The organism is Micromonospora sp. WMMD710, from assembly GCF_029626045.1.
Lineage (GTDB): Bacteria > Actinomycetota > Actinomycetes > Mycobacteriales > Micromonosporaceae > Micromonospora.
In genome coordinates, this window is record NZ_JARUBD010000001.1 from 446,403 (window position 1) to 466,100 (window position 19,698).

17 protein-coding genes and 1 tRNA gene are annotated in these 19,698 nt (G+C 71.1%); 9 read left to right on the forward strand and 9 right to left on the reverse strand.

The genetic code is table 11. The features are described 5' to 3' along the window. Positions 1-27: 27 nt before the first annotated feature. Positions 28-717 (reverse strand): response regulator transcription factor, encoded by a 690-nt coding sequence (locus tag O7620_RS02220; RefSeq protein ID WP_278121604.1) that lies wholly within the window; start codon positions 715-717, stop codon positions 28-30. Beyond that, on the reverse strand, positions 714-1,907 hold the full coding sequence (locus O7620_RS02225; RefSeq protein ID WP_278121605.1) for a histidine kinase: 1,194 nt from the start codon (positions 1,905-1,907) through the stop codon (positions 714-716). Before O7620_RS02225 ends, O7620_RS02220 begins: the two co-directional genes overlap by 4 nt. Before the next feature lie 230 nt (positions 1,908-2,137). Here O7620_RS02225 and O7620_RS02230 point away from each other — a divergent pair, with 230 nt between their 5' ends. Then, complete coding sequence (locus O7620_RS02230; RefSeq protein WP_278121607.1) at positions 2,138-2,464, forward strand: hypothetical protein; 327 nt, start codon at positions 2,138-2,140, stop codon at positions 2,462-2,464. Between the two features lie 21 nt (positions 2,465-2,485). Here O7620_RS02230 and O7620_RS02235 read toward each other — a convergent pair whose 3' ends face one another. After that, the gene (locus O7620_RS02235; protein WP_278121609.1) at positions 2,486-3,136 is read right to left on the reverse strand and encodes a hypothetical protein; all 651 of its coding nucleotides are present in this window, start codon (positions 3,134-3,136) and stop codon (positions 2,486-2,488) included. Positions 3,137-3,387: 251 nt separating this feature from the next. Here O7620_RS02235 and O7620_RS02240 point away from each other — a divergent pair, with 251 nt between their 5' ends. After that, a complete protein-coding gene (locus O7620_RS02240; RefSeq protein WP_278121610.1) occupies positions 3,388-3,987 on the forward strand; it encodes a copper resistance protein CopC in 600 nt (199 codons plus the stop codon). 109 nt (positions 3,988-4,096) lie between these two features. On the opposite strand, the gene gltX is transcribed toward O7620_RS02240, so the two are convergent. From gltX to O7620_RS02255, 3 genes are read right to left on the reverse strand one after another with little or no spacing between them, the layout of a single operon-like run. After that, a complete protein-coding gene (gene gltX / locus O7620_RS02245; protein WP_278121611.1) occupies positions 4,097-5,506 on the reverse strand; it encodes a glutamate--tRNA ligase in 1,410 nt (469 codons plus the stop codon). A gap of 50 nt (positions 5,507-5,556) precedes the next feature. After that, complete coding sequence (locus O7620_RS02250) at positions 5,557-6,834, reverse strand: MFS transporter (protein ID WP_278121612.1); 1,278 nt, start codon at positions 6,832-6,834, stop codon at positions 5,557-5,559. Next, positions 6,831-8,180 carry a GH1 family beta-glucosidase gene (locus O7620_RS02255; RefSeq protein ID WP_278121613.1) on the reverse strand — a complete coding sequence of 450 codons (1,350 nt, stop codon included), beginning with the start codon at positions 8,178-8,180 and terminating at the stop codon, positions 6,831-6,833. The genes O7620_RS02250 and O7620_RS02255 overlap by 4 nt, the downstream gene beginning before the upstream one ends. Before the next feature lie 188 nt (positions 8,181-8,368). Between O7620_RS02255 and O7620_RS02260 the strand changes: the two genes are divergently transcribed. Continuing rightward, positions 8,369-8,815, forward strand: coding sequence for an SRPBCC family protein (locus O7620_RS02260; RefSeq protein ID WP_278121614.1), 447 nt, complete (start codon positions 8,369-8,371; stop codon positions 8,813-8,815). Positions 8,816-9,060: 245 nt separating this feature from the next. On the opposite strand, the gene aceE is transcribed toward O7620_RS02260, so the two are convergent. Then, positions 9,061-11,805: a pyruvate dehydrogenase (acetyl-transferring), homodimeric type gene (aceE, locus tag O7620_RS02265; protein ID WP_347403747.1), complete on the reverse strand. Its 2,745-nt coding sequence runs from the start codon at positions 11,803-11,805 to the stop codon at positions 9,061-9,063. Positions 11,806-11,990: 185 nt separating this feature from the next. Between aceE and O7620_RS02270 the strand changes: the two genes are divergently transcribed. The 6 genes from O7620_RS02270 (at position 11,991) to O7620_RS02295 (ending at position 16,931) form a co-directional block, all read left to right on the forward strand. After that, entirely contained in the window at positions 11,991-12,395 is a 405-nt protein-coding gene (locus tag O7620_RS02270; RefSeq protein WP_192580533.1) for a YjbQ family protein, read from the forward strand. 379 nt (positions 12,396-12,774) lie between these two features. Then, positions 12,775-13,179 (forward strand): MarR family transcriptional regulator, encoded by a 405-nt coding sequence (locus O7620_RS02275; RefSeq protein ID WP_151493336.1) that lies wholly within the window; start codon positions 12,775-12,777, stop codon positions 13,177-13,179. Positions 13,180-13,230: 51 nt separating this feature from the next. Continuing rightward, positions 13,231-15,681 carry a thiamine pyrophosphate-dependent enzyme gene (locus O7620_RS02280; protein ID WP_278121615.1) on the forward strand — a complete coding sequence of 817 codons (2,451 nt, stop codon included), beginning with the start codon at positions 13,231-13,233 and terminating at the stop codon, positions 15,679-15,681. A gap of 113 nt (positions 15,682-15,794) precedes the next feature. Continuing rightward, positions 15,795-16,232: a DUF3052 domain-containing protein gene (locus O7620_RS02285; protein WP_110565654.1), complete on the forward strand. Its 438-nt coding sequence runs from the start codon at positions 15,795-15,797 to the stop codon at positions 16,230-16,232. An 85-nt stretch (positions 16,233-16,317) separates the two neighbouring features. After that, positions 16,318-16,782, forward strand: coding sequence for a peroxiredoxin (locus O7620_RS02290; RefSeq protein WP_278121616.1), 465 nt, complete (start codon positions 16,318-16,320; stop codon positions 16,780-16,782). Positions 16,783-16,859: 77 nt separating this feature from the next. Next, a tRNA-Val gene (locus tag O7620_RS02295) sits at positions 16,860-16,931 on the forward strand. 1,062 nt (positions 16,932-17,993) lie between these two features. Here the strand turns inward: O7620_RS02295 and O7620_RS02300 are convergent. Together O7620_RS02300 and O7620_RS02305 are read right to left on the reverse strand one after the other, a co-directional pair. After that, on the reverse strand, positions 17,994-18,572 hold the full coding sequence (locus tag O7620_RS02300) for an HD domain-containing protein (protein ID WP_278121617.1): 579 nt from the start codon (positions 18,570-18,572) through the stop codon (positions 17,994-17,996). Next, entirely contained in the window at positions 18,569-19,693 is a 1,125-nt protein-coding gene (locus O7620_RS02305; RefSeq protein ID WP_278126820.1) for a helix-turn-helix transcriptional regulator, read from the reverse strand. The genes O7620_RS02300 and O7620_RS02305 overlap by 4 nt, the downstream gene beginning before the upstream one ends. Positions 19,694-19,698: the final 5 nt, after the last annotated feature.

The following is a 19,698-nucleotide window of genomic DNA, read 5'->3' on the forward strand; positions in this document are numbered from 1 at the left end:
CTTCCGGTCGGGCCGGGGTGGGCGCGGTCACGGCGGCGCGGGCAGGCCCACCTCCTGGGCCAGGATCGCGGCCTGCACCCGGCTGCGCAGGTCCAACTTCGCCAGGATCCGGCTCACGTGTGTCTTGGTGGTGCTCTCCGCCATCGTCAGCCGCTCGGCGATCTGCTGGTTGGACAATCCCAGCCCCAGGCAGGCCAGGACGTCCCGCTCGCGCGGGGTGAGCGTGCCGAGCGCGGCATGGGTGGCCGCCGACGCGCCCGGCGCGGTCGACGCGAAGGCCGCGATCAACCGACGGGTCACGGCGGGCGCGATGAAACCGTCCCCACGCGCCACCGTGCGCACCGCGTCGACCAGGCCGGCGGCGTCGGTGTGCTTGAGCAGGAAACCGGCCGCTCCGGCGCGTAGCGCGCCGAAGACGTACTCGTCCAGGTCGAAGGTGGTGAGCACCAGCACGTCGGCGAGCCCTTCGGCGACGATGGCGCGGGTCGCCGAGATCCCGTCCCGGCGCGGCATCCGGATGTCGAGCACCGCCACGTCCGGGTGCAGCTCCCGGCACAGCCCGACCGCCTCGTCGCCGTCGGCGGCCTCGCCGACCACCTCGACGCCGGGCGCGCCGGCCAGAATCAGCGTCAGCCCGGCGCGGACCGCCGGCTGATCGTCGGCCAGCACCACGCGTACCGCCGTCTCCGTCGCGCGGACGCCGACCGGCTCGCTCATGCGTCGACCCCGGTGGGCAGCGTCGCCCGGACCTGCCAGCGGCCGTCCCGCGGCCCGGCGCTGAACCGACCGGCGAGCAGCGTGGCGCGTTCCCGCATCCCGATCAGCCCGGCCCCGGCGCCGGGCAGGCCGGCGCCACCTCGACGGACCGGGTTCTCCACCGTCACCACCACCTCCGCCGGTCGGTACGCGATGGTCAGCTCCGCGTCGCCGGTGCCGTGCTTGAGGGCGTTGGTCAGTGACTCCTGCACGATCCGGTACGCGGCCAGGTCCACCCCCACCGGCAGGGGGCCCGGCCTGCCGTCGGTGCGGACCCGCACCGCGAGGCCGGCGGCCCGGATGCTTTCCACCAACCGGTCCGTCTCGGCGAGCCGCGCGGTGACCGTCTCGGCGAGCGCGTCGTCCGGTGCCGTGCCGCCGGTGCCCGGATCACGCAACACCTCGATCATCTGCCGCATCTCCGCCAGGCCCTGCACGCTGCTCTCCCGGATCACCCGGAGCGCCGACTCGACCTGGCCGCGATCCAATCCGGGCACCGACAGCGCCGCGGTCGCGTGGATGGCCACCGCGCTCAGGTGGTTGGCCACCACGTCGTGCAGCTCCCGCGCCATCCGGGCCCGCTCGGCGCTGACCGCCTGCCGGCGGTCCAGCTCGACCAGCCGGGCGGTCTGCTCGGCCCGGGCCCGCTCGGCGGCTGCCTGGTCGCGGTACTGCCGCACGCTGATCCCGGTCAGCACCGGCAGCAGTCCGGCGAGCACCACCGGCACCCCGACCGCCGCACCGCGCCACTGGCCGAACCCCAGCACGCCGGCCACGACACCGATCAGGCTCAGCGCCACGGTGATCCGCAGCAGCCACCGCCACAGCCGGGGCGGGCCGTACACGCAGGCGTCGTAGAGCACCTGCGTGTAGACCACGACGGTGCCCAGCGAGTTGCCCAGCGCCGTGTCCACCACCAGCGCCGCAGTCCCCACGGCCAGGCTGGTGCGCGGCGCGGCCCGACGGAGGCCGACGGCGACGCACACCACCAGCAGGGGCGCCAGGAAGAGGGCGGGCGGTACGTCCGGGTGTGGGACGATCTGCGGTTGCATGCCCAGGCCGTACAGCACCAGGCCGCCGGCCAGCGACGCACCGGCCAGCGCGAGGTCCCGGCCGGGTGTGCCGGAGCCGAGCCACGGTGGCGGTCGCATGCTCCGATCCCACCACAGCCGTCGGCCCGCCGGCTCCGACCGGGGGACGACCTTGCCGGCCCCGGCATGCGCCGAAAGGGGTACGCGCACCCCGCGCCGAACCGGCGGACGCCCCGGGGGGAGCACTGGCCCCCGGGGTACGCCGTGCACGCCCGTCGGTCCCGGCCAGTACGGTGACAGGGCACGTCGGGGGAGCACCCGCGGGTGAGTGTGAGCGTGAGGAGACCGGGATGGCGCACGGGGAGGCCGAGCACGGCTGCGCCCAGGGCGAGCCCTGCCGGCCGGGGCACCACGACCCGCAGTCGGCGAAGCACCGCCGGACGACCGGCGGCGCGGCAGCGCACCCGACGGAGCCGCTCGCCGGCCGGCCGGACGACGAGAGTGCGCTCCCGCGGCAGCGCTCCGCGGAGCCCGCGGCGCTGGCCGAGCCCGAGTTCGACGTGCCGGCTGGTTGCCTCAGCGAACTTCCTGGATGGGCGGGGGCCCACCGGCACGGCCCGGTCCGGCCGCGTCAGCGGGCCACCCGTCGGGAGCGCCCGCCGCGCCGCTGGTGCTGACCCGGGCCGCCCCGGGCGGGGTCAGCGGGTGCGGCGGCGGATGAGCAGCGCGATCCCGGCGAGGCCGACCGTGATGGTCAGCATCACCGCGACGTTGAGCAGCAGCAGGTGCTGCAGCTCGCCGAGCGCCTCGTCGAGGTCCTTGGCGGGGTCGAGAGTGTCTTCCGGGAGCACCCTCTCGCCGCCGCCCACGCCGCCGCTGACCGTGTCGAACTGCCGCTCCAACGGCACCCCGGCGCTGCGCAGCGTCTCGGACATGGTGAGCCGGCCGAGGAACCAGCCGGTGCTGGTCTTGTGCCCGTCCGGCTGCTTCGCCGGGCGGAAGATCCGGGGGCCGCCGGCCGCCGCGGGGTACAGGTCGTAGGTCTGCTTCGGGGTGTCGCCGACGAGCACCACGACCGTGTACTTCGGACCGAGGCCGGCCGCCTTCGGCCCGCTCGATGCGCCGGTGCGACCGAGGAAGTTGACCTGGTCGATGACCGCGACCACGAGTTCGGGCTGTGTGTCCGCGCGCAGCCGAAGCGGCTCGGGCAGATCCGTGCCGGTGATGTCCACCCCGGCGGGCGGCGGTGCCGGCGCCGCGGCGGCCGGTCCGGCGGTGCCGAACGACAGCAGCGCCGCCGCCAGCGTCCCCGCCAGCACAGCGGCCCACCGCCTCATCTGTCGGACCATCCCGCCTCCTCGCCCCGTTCGATGGATGGCTTCGTCGTAACGTCCGGACGGTCGGCCGGTGACGACACCGACCGGGCGGTCGGGCCCACTCTCACAGACTCGCAGAACGTCGATGATGTGCAGCTTGTGGAACAGTAATTGGAACTATCTGCGATCTCTGCTCGACTAATGAGGAGCGGTTTGATCAGCGGGCGGATCGTACCCTTACGGAGGGGTTCATGGGGGGCAGGGTTACACGTTTGGGACGGGTCATGCCAGTGGTGATCGGCGTGGCGTTCGGTGTGTCGTTGCTGGCTCCGGCGACGCCGGCCGCCGCACACAACGAGCTGACCGGCAGCGATCCGAGCAACGGCGCCCGGGTGGCCACCGCGCCCACCCGGATCCAGCTTCGTTTCCTGGCGAAGCCGGACCCCGCTACGACGAAGATCACAGTAACCGGACCGGACAATGTGGTCGCTGGCGGCCCGCCGGCGTTCGCCGGCAGTCGGGTGAACGTGCCGTTCAAGCCCGGTGCCGCCGGGCTCTACATCGTCGGTTACCAGGTCACGTCCGGTGACGGGCATCCGGTGAAGGGCGAGGTGCGCTTCACCCTCACCACCGGCACCGCCGCCGGCCCGTCCGCCACGCCGTCGGTCGGCGGCACCGCCGCGACCGGCTCACCCTCGGCCGGCCCGTCGACCGTCGGGCCGTCCTCGGCCCCGACGGGCAGCTCGACGGCGTCCGCCGTGCCGGCGGCGTCGCAGCGGTCCGACTCCGGGAGCCGTTGGTGGCTCTGGGCGCTCGGCGGCCTGGTGCTGCTCGCCGCCCTGGCCGCGGGCCTCGTGTTCCGCCGCCGGCGCGGGGCGCGGTGACGACGGGACGCCCGGGCGTGATCAGGTGCTGAGAAGGAGGGGTCAGGGCCGCCCCTGACCTGCTTCTCAGCACCTGATCACCGCAGCGCCGGTGGGCGGGGCCGGTCGGTCAGACCAGGCGGAGGCGTGCGGCGCGCATCCGGGCCAGGGTGCGCTCGCGGCCGAGCACCTCCAGCGACTCGAACAGCGGCAGGCCGACGGTGCGGCCGGTGACCGCGACCCGTACCGGCGCCTGCGTCTTGCCGAGCTTGAGGCCACGCTCGGCGCCGACCGCCTCCAGCGTCGACTTCAGCGACTCGGCGTCCCAGGACTCCAGAGCCTCGAAGGCCGCGACGGCGTCGTCCAGCAGCTCCGCCGAGCCGTCCTTCATGGTCTTGGTCCAGGCCGCCTCGTCGATCAGCGGTGAGGCGAGGAAGAGGAAGTCGACGTTCGGCACGATCTCGCTGAGTACCGCGAGCCGGGTCTGGGCCAGCGGTGCCACCGCGGCGAACGCCTCGGCGTCGTACTCCTCGGGCTGCCACGGGGGCGGCGCGATGGTGCCGGTGCCGGTCAGCCACGGCTGGCAGGCGTCGATGAACTCGGCCACCGGCAGCGCCCGAATGTACTCACCGTTGAACGCGCGCAACTTCTTCTCGTCGAAGAACGCGGGGGAGGGGTTGACCTCCTCCAACCGGAACTCGTCCTCGATGACCGACCAGGGGACGATCTCCCGGTCGCCGGAGGGTGCCCAGCCGAGCAGCATGAGGTAGTTGCGCATCGCGCCGGCGAGGTAGCCCTCCTCGCGGTACGCCTCCAGGGCCACCTTGTCCCGGCGCTTGGAGAGCTTCTGCCGCTTCTCGTTGACGACCACCGGCACGTGCGCCCAGACCGGCGGCTTGACCCCGAGGGCGTCCCAGAGCAGCTGCTGCTTGGGGGTGTTGGGCAGGTGCTCCTCGGCCCGGATCACGTGGGTGATCCCCATGGTCATGTCGTCGACGACGTTGGCCAGCAGGAAGACCGGCGAGCCGTCGCCCCGGGCGATGACGAAGTCCTCGATGAGCTTGTTCTCGAAGGTGGGCTCACCCCGGATCAGGTCGACGACCACTGTCGTGCCCTCGTCCGGCGTACGGAAGCGCAGCGCGTGCCCCGGACCCGGGCCGAGGCCACGGTCGCGGTGGTAGCCGTCGTAGCCCTGGTACTGCGAGCCGGTGCGGGCCTGCACGTCCTCGCGGGTGCAGTCGCAGTAGTAGGCGCGGCCCGACTCGTAGAGCCGTGCGGCGGCGGCGCGGTGCTCGCCGGCGTTCTCCGACTGGAAGTACGGGCCCTCGTAGCTGCCCCGGGAGATGCCGATCCAGTCCAGCGCGGAGAGGATGCCCTCGGTCCATTCGGGCTTGTTGCGCGCCGCGTCGGTGTCCTCGACGCGCAGCACGAACACCCCGCCCTGCTGCTTGGCGTAGATCCAGTTCTGCAACGCCGAGCGGGCGCCGCCGACGTGGAACATACCGGTCGGGGAGGGGGCGAAGCGCACACGTACTGTCACGTCCCCCAGCCTACGGCGCTACGCGACTGCTTTCCGCCACGCCCCCTGGCTCACGGGACTGAGCGGATCTTGACGACCAGGGCGCTGCCGACCAGGGTCACCACGGCGGTGACCGCGTAGAGCGTCGGATAGCCGCCCAGGTGGACGACGAGCGGCGCGGAGAGCGCCGGCCCGAGCACCTGCGGCGCGGAGTTGGCAATGTTGATCACGCCGAGGTCCTTGGCCCGGTCGGTGGCCCGGGGCAGCACCTGGGTGATCAACGCGGCGTCCACCGAGAGGTAGACGCCGTAGCCGGCGCCGAGCAGCAGCGCGGCGACGATCGCCATCGGCCAGATTGGCGCGACGGCGAGCAGCAGCGCCGCCACCGCCATGATCAGGCCGGAGGCGATCACGTAGACCTTGCGTCGCCCGGAGCGGTCGGACAGCCGTCCGGCGACCACGGCGGTCAGCATCATGCCGAGCGTGTACAGCAGGATCAGCACCAGCAGGCCACCCTCGGGGTCGGGGTGGCGCACCCCGTCGGTGAGGAAGTACAGCAGGTACAGGGTGCCCAGGGCGTTGCCGAGCTGGACCAGGAACCGGGTGATCCAGGCCCAGGCGAAGTCCGGGTGCCGGCGCGGGCTGATCCACATCGACGCCAGCAGCGCCCGCGTGCGCAGCGCCGGCCGGTGCGCGCGGGGCAGCGGGTCGTCGGGCGTGAACAGCGCGAACGGCAGCGACAGCAGCAGGATGGCCACCGCGATCGCCAGATAGCCGGCGGCGTTGCCGGTGACCACGGCGGTGACCAGCACCGCGCCGAGCACCAGCCCGAGCGCCTGCGGGATGCCCACCCAGCCGGACACCCCGCCACGCTGCGGCACCGGAACCCGGTCCGGGATGGCGGCGGTCAGGCTGGCCAGCATCGCGTTGAAGCACACCTGGGCGGCGACCCAGCCCAGCGCGACCCCGGCGATGGTGCGCTGCTGGGCCAACAGCACCAGCGCCGCCGCGCCGAGCACCGCGCCGCCGGCGGTCCAGACGTGCCGCCGGCCGAACTCCCGGCCGAGGATGCGCAGGCAGGTCCGGTCGGACAGCGCGCCCGCGAGGGGGTTGGCGAGCACCGCGGCCAGCGCGCCCAAGCCGGTGACCACGGCCAGCATGGTCTCCTTGTCGCCGGGCGCGATCTGCTCGATCTGCTGCGGCAGCAGCACCTGGATCGGGGTGAAGAACGCCATCCACACGCCGAGGTTGGCCGCGAAGATCAGCCCGATCCAGCCGCGCCGCACGGGCACGGTCGGCTCGGCGAGCGCCGCCGGCAGCGACGTCGGCGTCGGGTCGACGGTGGTCACCGTGCCGACCCCGGCCGGCTGGCCGCGAGCACGTCCCGCAACCAGGTGTACGACGACTTCGGCGTACGCGTCTGAGTGTCGTAGTCGACGTGCACCAGACCGAAGCGCTTGGTGAACCCCTCGGCCCACTCCCAGTTGTCCAACAGCGACCAGACGAAGTACCCGCGTACGTCGACTCCGTCGTCGATGGCGGCCCGCACCGCCCGCAGGTGCCCGTCGAGGTACGCGATCCGCTCCGGGTCCGCCACCTGCCCGTCGGCGTCCGGCACGTCGTCGTACGCGCAGCCGCTCTCGGTGACCTCGATGGGCGGCAGCGCGTCGCCGTACGTGTCACGCAGCCAGCCGAGCAGCTCGCGCAGCCCGTCCGGTGCCACCGGCCAGTCGAAGGCGGTACGCGGGTAGCCGTCCAGCGCGACGAGGTCGAACGGCAGCGGGGAACCCTCCTCGGCGGCCCGTACACCGGTGGGGTTGTAGTAGTTGACCCCGAGCACGTCGAGGGGCGCGGCGATGGTCTCCAGGTCGCCGGGGTGGATGACGCTCGCGTCGAAGCCGGGCAGGTCCGGGTAGCCGCGGCCGAGCAGCGGATCCGTGAAGAGCCGGTTGTGCAGCGCCTCGTACGCGGCGCCGGCGGCCCGGTCGGCGGCGGTGTCGCCGAGCACCCGCACCGGGGAGTAGTTGTTGGCGATCGCCACCGGGCTGCCGCTGCGGGCGCGCAACGCGGCGACCGCGAGCCCGTGCCCGAGCAGCTGGTGGTGGGCCACCGGAAAGGCGTCGAAGAGCAGCATCTGGCCGGGGGCGTGCACGCCCATCCCGTAGCCGAGGCTCATGTGGATGAACGGCTCGTTGAGGGTGATCCACAGCCGGACGCGGTCACCGAGGCGGGCGGCGGTGAGATCGGCGTATTCGGCGAGGCGGGCGGCGGTGTCGCGGTGCAGCCAGCCGCCGGCGTCCTCCAGGGGCTGGGGCAGGTCCCAGTGGTAGAGGGTGGCCACCGGGTCGATGCCGGCGGCCAGCAGTTCGTCGACCAGCCGGTCGTAGAAGTCCAGACCGGCGGGGTTGGCCGGGCCGGTGCCGGTGGGCTGCACCCGGGGCCAGGCGATGGAGAACCGGTACGCGGAGACGCCCAGGCCGGCCATCAGCGCGACGTCCTCGGCGTACCGGTGGTAGTGGTCGCAGGCGACCTCGCCGCTGCTGCCGTCGCTGATCCGGCCGGGGGAGTGCGCGAACGTGTCCCAGATGGACGGCCCGCGTCCGTCGACCGTGGCGGCGCCCTCGATCTGGTGCGCCGAGGTGGAGACACCCCAGCGGAAGCCGGCGGGGAACTGGGGCATCGGTGCGGTCGGCATGCGCCCTCCCGATCAACGTGAAACGTGTTCGGGACTCTAGGGCGCTGTCGATGAATGCGCCATAGGCCGGCTTGGCGCATTCCGCAATGGTTGATCGGCGTGTCTTTTTCCGAACCCGTCCAGGTAAGTCCGATTTAGCGCATAGAGTGCCGATATCGTGGGATGTCCTCACTGGAGGAAAGACGGAAATGATCCTCGTGGAACGCAGTGCGCACGTGGCGGCGCCGGTGGAAGTGGTCTGGGACGTCGTACAGCGGGCCGAGCAGTTGCCGGCCTGGCTGGCGGGAGTCCGCGCGGCCGAAGTGCTCTCCGGAGAGGGCTTCGGACGGCGGCAGTTGGTCCAGGCGGGGCGCGGTTCGGCGCATGAGGCCGAGGTGATCGCCTACCAGGAGCCGAACCTGATCGGCTGGCGGGAACGGTCCAAGGGCGCCGGTGCTCGCGCGGAGGCGCGCACCGAGATCTACGTCCAGCTCACTCCCGACGAGGAGGAGGGCGGGACCATCGTGCGGCTCATCGTGGTCCGCTGGCCGGCCGGTCCGGTCAAGGCGGCCCTGCTGCGCCTGGGGCTGCGCCGGGTGGGCGCCGACCTGGAGGACTCGCTGGCCCGGTTGACCGACCTGGCCGCCGTCGGCTGACAGCGCCCGTCCTCCCGGCGCCCCCCGCGTGAGCGGTGGTCCGGATCCCACCCAGGAACCCAGACCCCCGCCCCGCCCCCGCGCCCCCGCCCCCGACGTGGTCGATCATGGACTTGTGGTGCCTGGAACGCGGTGACTTCACCACTTCGTCCCCCACCACAACTTCATGATCGGCACAGCGGGGGTAGGGGAAGCCAGAAGGGCCCGGCGCACCAGCGCCGGGCCCTTCCTGGTCGTACTCGAAGTCAGCTGTCGCCGCCGGTCTCGCCGACCGGGGCGGCGTTGACGTCGTCGATCGCGTACTTCTTGGCGGCCTCGGCCGGCACGGTGGCCGCCACCGCGCCGCTGCGGGCGAGCTGCCGCAGCGTGGCCACCACGATCGACTCGGCGTCGACGTGGAAGTGCCGACGCAGCGCGTGCCGGGTGTCCGACATGCCGAACCCGTCGGTGCCGAGCGACGTGTAGTCGCCCGGTACCCAGCGGGCGATCAGGTCCGGTACGGCGCGCATCCAGTCGCTGACCGCGACCTTCGGCCCGTCCGCGTCCGCGTCCGCCAGCTTCTGCTGGATGTACGGCACCTTCGCCTCGGCGCCCGGGTTGAGCAGGTTGTACTCCTCGGCCTCCACCGCGTCGCGGCGCAGCTCGGTCCAGGAGGTCACCGACCAGACGTCCGCGGCCACACCCCAGTCCTGGGCGAGCAGCTGCTGGGCCCTGAGCGCCCACTGCATGCCGCTGCCCGAGGCGAGCACGTTGGCCTTCGGCCCGTCCACCTGCGGCGCCGGCGAGTAGCGGTAGATGCCCTTGAGCAGGCCCTCCACATCCACGCCGGCCGGCTCGGCCGGCTGCAGGATCGGCTCGTTGTAGACCGTCAGGTAGTAGAAGACGTTCTCCTGCGCGTCCCCGTACATCCGGTGCAGGCCGGCTTCCATGATGTGCGCGATCTCGTACGAGAACGCCGGGTCGTACGCGACCACCGCCGGGTTGGTGGCGGCGATCAGCAGCGAGTGGCCGTCCTCGTGCTGCAGACCCTCACCGTTGAGCGTGGTACGCCCCGCGGTCGCGCCGAGCAGGAAGCCGCGCGCCATCTGGTCGGCCGCCGCCCACAGCCCGTCGGCGGTCCGCTGGAACCCGAACATCGAGTAGAAGATGTACATCGGGATCATCGGCTCGTCGTGGGTGGCGTACGCCGAGCCCGCGGCGGTGAACGACGCGACCGAACCGGCCTCGTTGATGCCCTCGTGCAGGATCTGCCCGGTCGTCGACTCCTTGTACGACAGGAACAGCTCCCGGTCGACCGAGGTGTAGCGCTGGCCGTGCGGCGAGTAGATCTTCGCGGTCGGGAAGATCGAGTCGAGGCCGAAGGTGCGCGCCTCGTCCGGGATGATCGGCACCCAGCGCTTGCCGAACTCCTTGTCCTTCATGATGTCCTTGAGCAGGCGGACGAAGGCCATCGTGGTGGCCACCTTCTGCTTGCCCGAGCCGCGCTTGACGTCGGCGAACCGCTCCGGACCGGGGATGGTCAGTCGCTTGGTGCTGGTCCGCCGCGACGGCAGGTAGCCGCCGAGCTGCTCGCGCCGCTCCTTGAGGTACTGGACCTCCTCGGACTTCTCACCCGGGTTGTAGTACGGCGGCAGGTAGGGGTTGTCCTCCAGCGCCGAGTCCGGGATGTCCAGGTAGAGCCGGTCGCGGAAGGTCTTCAGATCCTCCAGCGTCAGCTTCTTCATCTGGTGGGTCGCGTTGCGGCCCTCGAAGTGCGAGCCGAGCGTCCAGCCCTTGATCGTCTTCGCCAGGATGACCGTCGGCTGACCGGTGTGCTCGGTGGCCGCCTTGTAGGCCGCGTAGAGCTTGCGGTAGTCGTGCCCACCCCGCTTGAGGTTCCAGATCTCGTCGTCGCTGAGCGGCTCGACCATCTTGCGGGTCCGCGCGTCGCGGCCGAAGAAGTGCTCCCGCACGTACGCGCCGGACTCGGCCTTGTAGGTCTGGTAGTCACCGTCGGTCGTGGTGTTCATGAGGTTGACCAGCGCGCCGTCGGTGTCCGCGGCGAGCAACGGGTCCCACTCACGGCCCCAGACGACCTTGATCACGTTCCAGCCGGCACCCCGGAAGAACGCCTCCAGCTCCTGCATGACCTTGCCGTTGCCGCGGACCGGGCCGTCCAGCCGCTGCAGGTTGCAGTTGATCACGAAGGTGAGGTTGTCCAACTCCTCGCGGGCGGCCACACCGATGGCGCCCAGCGTCTCCGGCTCGTCCATCTCGCCGTCGCCGAGGAACGCCCACACGTGCTGCTGCGAGGTGTCCTTGATGCCGCGGTGCTGTAGGTACCGGTTGAACCGGGCCTGGTAGATCGCGTTCAGACCGCCGAGCCCCATCGAGACGGTGGGGAACTCCCAGAAGTCCGGCATCAGCCGTGGGTGCGGGTACGACGGAAGACCGCCGCCCGGGTGGGACAGCTCCTGACGGAACCCGTCGAGCTGGTGCTCGTTGAGCCGCCCCTCCAGGAACGCCCGCGCGTACATGCCGGGGGAGGCGTGGCCCTGGTAGAAGATGTGGTCGCCGCCGCCGGGGTGGTTCTTGCCCCGGAAGAAGTGATTGAAGCCCACCTCGTAGAGCGACGCGGAGCTGGCGAAGGTGGAGATGTGCCCACCGACGCCGATCTCCGGGCGCTGCGCCCGGTGCACCAGCATGGCGGCGTTCCACCGGACGTACGCCCGGATCCGACGCTCGACATGCTCGTCGCCCGGGAACCACGGCTCGCGTTCCGACGGGATGGTGTTGATGTAGTCGGTGGTGGTCAGGGGCGGAACCCCGACCTGGCGCTCACGGGCCCGCTCCAGCAGGCGCAGCATGACGTAGCGGGCGCGTTTGGCACCCCGCTCGTCGATGACACCGTCAAGCGACTCGACCCATTCGCTGGTCTCTTCAGGGTCGATGTCCGGAAGCTGGCTCGGTAGGCCGTCGCTGATCACCGGGCGCTTGCGTTCCGTAGCCACAGGCGTTCCCTCGGTTGTGTGTGGGATAGGTCTCTGGCGTCATCCTGCCCCCTGGTGGCACCCGCCGTCACGTCTAGGTGCCCCGGACGCGATGCTGAACACAGGTACCCGTCGGTAACTTAGCGCTACGGCCCGTCTTCTCCCACCCTCCCGCCGTCTGTGCCCACTGCGGCAGAATGCGACGTATGCGCAGTGACGTGATCACCGTCCAGACCGGGTCCCGGCCGACCGTCCGGGACATCACCGCGGAGGCCCAGCAGTTCGTCTCGACCGAGGGCGACGGCCTGCTGCACGTCTTCGTGCCGCACGCCACCGCCGGACTGGCGATCATCGAGACCGGGTCGGGCTCCGACGACGACCTGATCACCGCCCTGGACGCGCTGCTGCCCACCGACAACCGCTGGCGGCACCGGCACGGCTCACCCGGCCACGGCCGCGACCACGTGCTGCCCGCGTTCGTCCCCCCGTACGCCACGCTGCCGGTGCTCGGCGGCCGGCTGGCCCTGGGCACCTGGCAGTCGATCTGCCTGGTCGACACGAACGGTGACAACCCGACCCGACAGGTCCGCTTCTCCTTCCTCCCCGGCTGACCGCTGTCCTGGGGCGACCATCCCGCCTCTTGTCGCGTCGGGCGAGTGATGGCCGGGCGGTCTCCTACTCGACGGTCTGCTGACCGATGTGGCCCGGTCGTCAGGCCTCGCCGCCGCGTCGACCGCCGGACTGCCGCTGGTCGCCCCGGCCGCCGCCGGCTGGTGCGCCCGGTCGCTGCGTCCCGCGGACCCGGTGCCGGCCGAGCCGGCCCCGCCCCCGGCCCGCGCCCCCCGCCCGCCCGGCCGGTGTGCCCGGGCCGGATCGCTGAGCTGGACGAACGGCACGACTGCGTACGATGTGGCGGTGACTCAGGAGGCAGGAGCCGCAGCAGGTCGACCGGTGGACCGGGACGGTCTCGCGGCCGACGTGGTGCGTCGGATGGCGCACCTGACGGCCTCCGTGCGGCACCGGCAGGGCACCGCGTTCGCCGAGTTGGGGCTCACCCCGGCGGCGGCCCGGGCGCTGCACGAGCTGGACCCGGACCATCCGCTGCCGGCCCGTGACCTCGCCGACCGGCTCAGCTGTGACCGGTCGAACGTGACGGCGTTGGTCGACCGGCTGGAGCAGGCTGGTCTGGTCGAGCGCCGGACCGACCCGGCCGACCGCCGGCAGAAGACGCTCGTGGTGACCGGCGACGGCCGGGCCGTGCGGGACCGGGTGGCCGAGGTGATGTCCGACTCCCGACTCCTGGCCGGCCTGACCGACGAGGAGCTGGGCACCCTCCGTGACCTGGTGTGGAAGGTGTCCGACGGCGGCCTTCCGGAGCCGTGCGGCCCGGAGTGAGTCGACCCGTGCCGGCCGTGTCCCACTGGGCGACCAGGGCTCGCGTCGGTAATGCTGTCGGACGTGACCACCCCGCAAGATCTCGACGACCGGTTCCGGGAGACGCTGGCGGCACTTCCCGCCGCGCCGCGGCGGCGTGACCCCGCCGCCCCGGTCACCGACGACGCCCCGCTGACCGGCGCGCGACTGTTGGACCTGTTCGACGCGCAGGTGACCAGCCGGCAGCTCGACCTGGCCGGTCGTTGGCTGCGCAGCTTCGGTGAGGGCTTCTACACCATCGGCTCGGCCGGGCACGAGGGCAACGCGGCGGTCGCCGCCGCGCTGCGCCCCACCGATCCGGCGTTGCTGCACTACCGCTCCGGGGCGTTCTACTGCGTGCGGGCCGCCCAGGCCGCCGCCGACACCGCGCCGGCCGAGACTCCCGACGCCGAACCGGCCGCCGACCGGCAGCAGGCCGCCGACCGTGAGCAGGGCACCGACCCGGATCCGGCCACCGAGGTCGAGCCGGCCGGGTCCGCGCCGCCTGCCGGCGGATTCGCGCCGTACGCCGAGGCGGCCCGCGACGTGCTGCGCGGGATGGTCGCCTCCAGTCAGGAGCCGATCGCCGGCGGCCGGCACAAGGTGTTCGGCCGGGCCGACCTGAACGTCGTACCGACCACCTCCACCATCGCCTCACACCTGCCCCGGGCGGTCGGGATGGGGCTCGCGGTGGAGCGACTGCGCCGGCTGGACAGCGCCGGACGCCGTACCGGCGCGGGAGTGCGCGTCGGCGACGGCGTCTCCCCGTGGCCGTCGGACGCCATCGTGGTCTGCTCCTTCGGCGACGCCTCGGTCAACCACGCGAGCGCCACCGCCGCGTTCAACACCGCCGGCTGGTACGACCACGCCGGACTGCGCATCCCGGTGCTCTTCGTCTGCGAGGACAACGGGCTGGGCATCAGCGTTCGCTCCCCGCAGGGGTGGGTGGAGGCGGCGTTGCGGGCCAAGCCGGGCATCCGGTACGTCAGCGCCGACGGGGCCGACCCGGTGCGGACGTACGAGGTGGCGCAGGAGGCCGTGGACTGGGTGCGCCGGCACCGCCGTCCGGCCGTGCTGCACCTGCGCACCGTGCGGCTGATGGGGCACGCCGGCGCCGACGCGGAGTCGGCGTACCGCGGCCCGGCCGAGCTGGCCGAGGACCTGGACCGGGATCCGGTGGTCGCGACCGCGCGGCTGCTCGTGGACGCCGGCGTGGCCACCGGCGAGGAGCTGCTGGCCCGGTACGACGAGACCGGCTGGCAGGTACGCCGGATCGCCGAGGAGGTGTTGGGCGAGCCGAAGCTGGCCTCCGCGGCCGACGTGGTGTCGGCGTTGGCGCCCCGGCGTCCGGTGCGGGTGGCGCGGGCAGTGGGTGACGCGGCGGCGCGGGCCAGCGGGCCGGGCGCCGCCGCGCGGGCGGAGGCCTTCGGGGGTAAGCCGCCGGAGCTGGCCGGCCCGCTGACCCTGGCGCAGAGCATCAACGCGGCGCTCGCCGACGGCCTGCTCGACCATCCGCAGATGGCCATCTTCGGCGAGGACGTGGCCGCCAAGGGCGGGGTGTACGGGGTGACGAAGGGGCTGCGCGACACGTTCGGGGCGGCCCGGGTCTTCGACACCCTGCTCGACGAGACGTCGGTGCTGGGGCTGGGGTTGGGCGCGGGGTTGGCCGGGATGCTGCCGGTGCCGGAGATCCAGTACCTGGCGTACCTGCACAACGCCGAGGACCAGCTGCGCGGCGAGGCGGCCACCATGCGGTTCTTCTCGCAGGGGGCGTTCCGTAACCCGATGGTGGTGCGGGTGGCCGGGCTGGCGTACCAGGAGGGGTTCGGCGGGCACTTCCACAACGACAACTCGGTGGCCGTACTCCGGGATGTGCCCGGTCTGGTGATCGCGGTGCCGGCGCGGCCGGACGACGCCGCGCCCATGCTGCGGACCTGCCTGGCGAGCGCGGCGGTGGACGGCAGCGTCTGCGTGTTCCTGGAGCCGATCGCGCTCTACCACACCCGCGACCTGTACGCCGAGGGTGACGGGGAGTGGCTGGCGGGCTATCCGGAGCCGGGCGCGTGGGTGGCCGGGCACGTGCCGGTCGGGCGGGCACGGGTCTACCAGGTGGGCTCGGCCGACGACCTGACCATCATCACCTTCGGTAACGGGGTGCGGATGTCGCTGCGGGCCGCGGCGGTCCTCGCCGAGGAGGGGGTGGGCACCCGCGTGGTGGACCTGCGCTGGTTGGCTCCCCTGCCGGTGGCTGACATCATCCGGGAGTCCTCCTCGACGGGCCGGGTGCTGGTGGTGGACGAGACACGCCGGTCCGGCGGGGTCGGCGAGGGCGTGATCGCCGCCCTGGTCGACGCCGGATATGTGGGCGCGGCGCGCCGAGTGGCCGGGGTTGACTCGTTTGTACCATTAGGTCCGGCAGCACGTCATGTTCTGGTCTCCACGGAAGCCATTACCGACGGTGCCCGTACGCTGCTGGCACGGTAAATTCCGTTCCACCCGGTGCGCCACTTGCGCGCAGAGGCACAACTGTGTGGACTTTGCCTGACGGCGTCGGTCCCGACGCCGCGAGCAGGGACGAGATGAGGAGGCACGCGACAGTGAGCGCGACCGCTGGTCAGGCCGCCGACGGGGTACGCAGCCTGGCGGACCGGTTCGGGATCGAACCGGGGATGGTCGTCATGGAGATGGGGTACGACGACGACGTCGACCAGGATCTCCGCGACGCCCTGACCGACCGCTGTGGAGAGCTTGTCGACGAGGACACCGACGAGGTGGTCGACGCGGTGCTGGTCTGGTACCGCGACGGCGACGGTGATCTCTTCGAGCTTCTCGTCGACGCCCTCGGCCCGCTGGCCGACAACGGGGTCGTGTGGCTGCTCACGCCGAAGGCGGGGCGTGACGGGCACGTCGAGCCGAGCGAGGTCGCGGAGTCCGCGCCCACGGCCGGCCTGCAGCAGACCTCGACCGTCAACGCCGGCCGGGACTGGAGCGGCGCCCGCCTGGTGCTGCGCCGCGGGGCCAAGGCCAAGAAGTAGGCCCGGCCGCATCGCACGCCCGGCGGTCGGTACCGCCGGGTGTGGCAGCCTGGTGCCGTCCCTCTGACTCGAGCGAGGAGATCGCATGCCCATCGAGGTTGGTGCCGAGGCACCGGACTTCGTGCTGAAGGACCAGAACAACCAGGAGGTCCGGCTCTCCGACTTCCGGGGCAGGCGCACCGTGCTGCTGGTCTTCTACCCGCTGGCCTTCACCGGCACCTGCCAGGGCGAGTTGTGCGAGGTGCGGGACAACCTCAACGAGTACGTGAACGACGACGTCCAGGTGCTGACGATCAGCGTCGACTCGGTCTACAGCCACAAGATCTGGGCCGACCGGGAGGGCTACCAGTTCCCCCTGCTGGCCGACTTCTGGCCGCACGGTGGCGTCGCTCAGGCATACGGGGTCTTCGACGACGTCGCCGGCTTCGCCAACCGGGGCACCTTCGTCATCGACAAGGCCGGCGTGGTGCGCTTCGCCGAGATGAACGGCCCGGGCGAGGCCCGCGACCAGCAGGGCTGGCGCAAGGCCCTCGCCGAAGCGGCCATCTGACCGGGGTACGCCGTGCGTCCGGGCCGGCGGCAAGCAGGTAAGCTTGCCAGCCACCGGCCCGCCACACGGGGCGTTCCGGGCGCGTAGCTCAGTGGGAGAGCACTCGCCTTACAAGCGAGGGGTCGCAGGTTCGAAACCTGCCGCGCCCACCCTTCACCACCAGCGGAAATCCCCCCGGGAAGATCAGCTCCCGGGGCGGTGACAGCAACGGGGGTCCAAGCTGTGCTGCTGCCCACGCCGCCGCCACCCGGATCATCCGGGCCATCCTTGTACGCCGAGTCGCCGAGGGGGCCCGCTACCCATGATGAAAACGGCTCATCTTTACCTTCCTGAGCCCTGGCGTGAACCTGCCGACCGCCACAGCCGTTTAGTTGATGACGGGAAGATGCTGGGTTGCTGGCGTCTCGCAACATGAAGCCCGGTCAGGGCGGCGCTTAACGCGAAGGAGCGCAAAGTGCGTGATAAGGACGTGGTAACCAATGAGGATTTGCAATGGTCGGCCAGATATCTAAGAGGCATGGCTCAGCCGTGTAATTTGCGCGCAATTGAGTTTCCCCCGGATACTCCGATTTCCCGAGCCGGGCATGCCTCATTCAGGTTCTGGAATGCGAATGGTAAAGATCCATATAAGTCATCTGAATTTTACAAACGTTTGAGTGCTCGAATCGAGTCAGTAAGGGCGGCTCGTGCTCGCGCCTCGACCTCATCTGTTTCGATGATTAGAAGCGGAACAGATAGTCCAGCTCCCTATTCGGCCTCCGGGTCCTCTAGTTCAGCCTATTTGGTCTCTGGGTCCTCTAGTTCAGCCTATTTGGTCTCTGGGTCCTCTAGTCCAGCTGTAACCAATCAGCAGGGCGCAGGGCAGGCGGCAGCGCCTAAGCGGTGATTCGGATGACCGCGACGCCTCGCGGTATTCACTGGAGCTGAACGCAGATCCCGCTTGTCGATGGCGTTGCCCCGGTCGTCGAGTTGGTAGCCCGTGAGCCATGCCCAGCCTCGATAGGCCGGCTTGCCGGCTTTGGGCCGTCCGGACTGTAGTGGGTGCCCGGCTGAGCCTAAGATCATGCCATTACCAGGTCGTCAGGGAAGCTGGGGGACGCCCAACAACTGACCATCGATGCGAGGCGTAACAGCAGCTCGCAAGGCAAAGAGTCCACTTTGGTCGACTACACCCCTGCCGCAGATCAATACAACGTCAAGTGTTTGAAGGCTTACTCCTGCGGCGGGGGTGTGAGCCAGGCGAGTGGTTGTCCGGTGAGGGCGGCGTCGGCCAGGCGGTGGGCGCTGGCGGTCTTCAGGGCGGCTCGTGAGCTGTCGATCCAGCGCTGGACGTTGTCGATGCCTTGGTGGCGGTACTCGACGGCTTGGACGAGGCATTCCAGCTTGTCGGCGTCACGGGCGACGACAGCTTCTAGTGTCTCGCCAGCTTCGTATTCGGCGACTGCGGCGGTGATGACGTCGGCGACGGCTGGTGGGCAGGCGGCCACCTGGTCGTCGGTGACGGCGGTGTTGGGTACGGCGGTGAGATAGCGCTTGGCGATGTGTGGGATGTCGGTGATTCGGGTTTCCTGGGTGTCGTGCAGGGTGCAGAGCATCGACACTCGGGCTGGGTCGGCGCCCTCGATAGCGGCGAGCATCATTCCGATGAGCGCCGTTCGGAAGGAGTGCTCGGCGATGGACTCGGGTTGCTTGACGCCGGCGAACCACCAGCCGGTCCGGGCGGCGCGTTTGAGGACGCCGGCTTCGAAGATGAAGTTCATCGCTCCGGCGGCGTCGTGATCGTCGGTCATCTGCCCGTCCCTGTGCCGGTGAGTCCGTCCGCCCGCAGGCTGTAGACGATAGAGGTTAGTTCCTGCCGCGACTGCGCGGAGATCCGGTCACTGTCCAGGAGCGGGACGCTGCGGTCGAGGAGCGACCGAGTCGCGGCGGGGTTGTCGAGAGCGAGACCGCGTCGTGCGGCCAGCAAAGCCCAGACGTTGTGGATGTTGAGGTCGACGAAGGGATGCCCTGGATCGAGACGACGGACCAGGTGCCGAAGAAGGATTGAGCCGTGCCAGTCGGCGAGCGCTTCGGGCATGAAGGAGTCGTCGCGGTGGCGGAACGGGATCTCGCCCACCCAGTAGGCCGAGTAGTTGAGGGCTGCTCGCTCGCAGGCGTCGTCGGGGTGCGCGCGAGCAATGAAGTCTCTCAACGGTTCCGGGTCGCCCTGGTTAGCGAGGGACGTGACGACGGAGCGGGCGTCGGGCCACAGCGGTGACCAGGTGCGGAAGGTGGTCGTGCGGTGTGCTCGGGCGGTGGTCTGGCTGAGCCAGCCTGCTGCTGCCTTGGTGGGGTCCATGCCGGCAAGGAAGCAGGCTTGCCGGTGCAGCAGAACGTTCCGATGCCGTCCGGCTGCGGTGCGATCGGCGAGCACGTGAAGGTGAGCGAAGAACGCTTGTTGCTCGTCGACGGGCAGGGTCGGTCCGGACGCAACTGGACCCCGCCGGGGATGGGCGATGGGTAGTCCTCTGGCGAAGGTCGGTGTCTGCCCGAGGAGGGCCCAGAGGATCAAGTCGGTCAGACGGTGGGTGAGTACGGACCAGCCCAGCGGATGTTCGGCGATGTCGCAGCGATTCACATGTTCGTCGAGGACGGCGGCGAGGATGAGATCCGCCTCGGCGGCGTCGTCGAGTGCTGCGAGCAGGGTTGTGTTCGCGCCGAACCGTCCGAGCCGGCGTCGGACGGCGATTGCCTGCCCGAGCGGTACCGCGGTGAATGGCCGACGCCCGGACTCCCAGCTCTGCACGGTCACGCGATCGATGTCCAGGTCGACGGCGAGCTGCTCCTGCGTGAGCGGGATGGACTCCCGGATCAGCTTGAACAGGTAGCCTGTAGCAATTCCGCGTACACAAAGTGACCCCGTTTTCGACAGCCCGT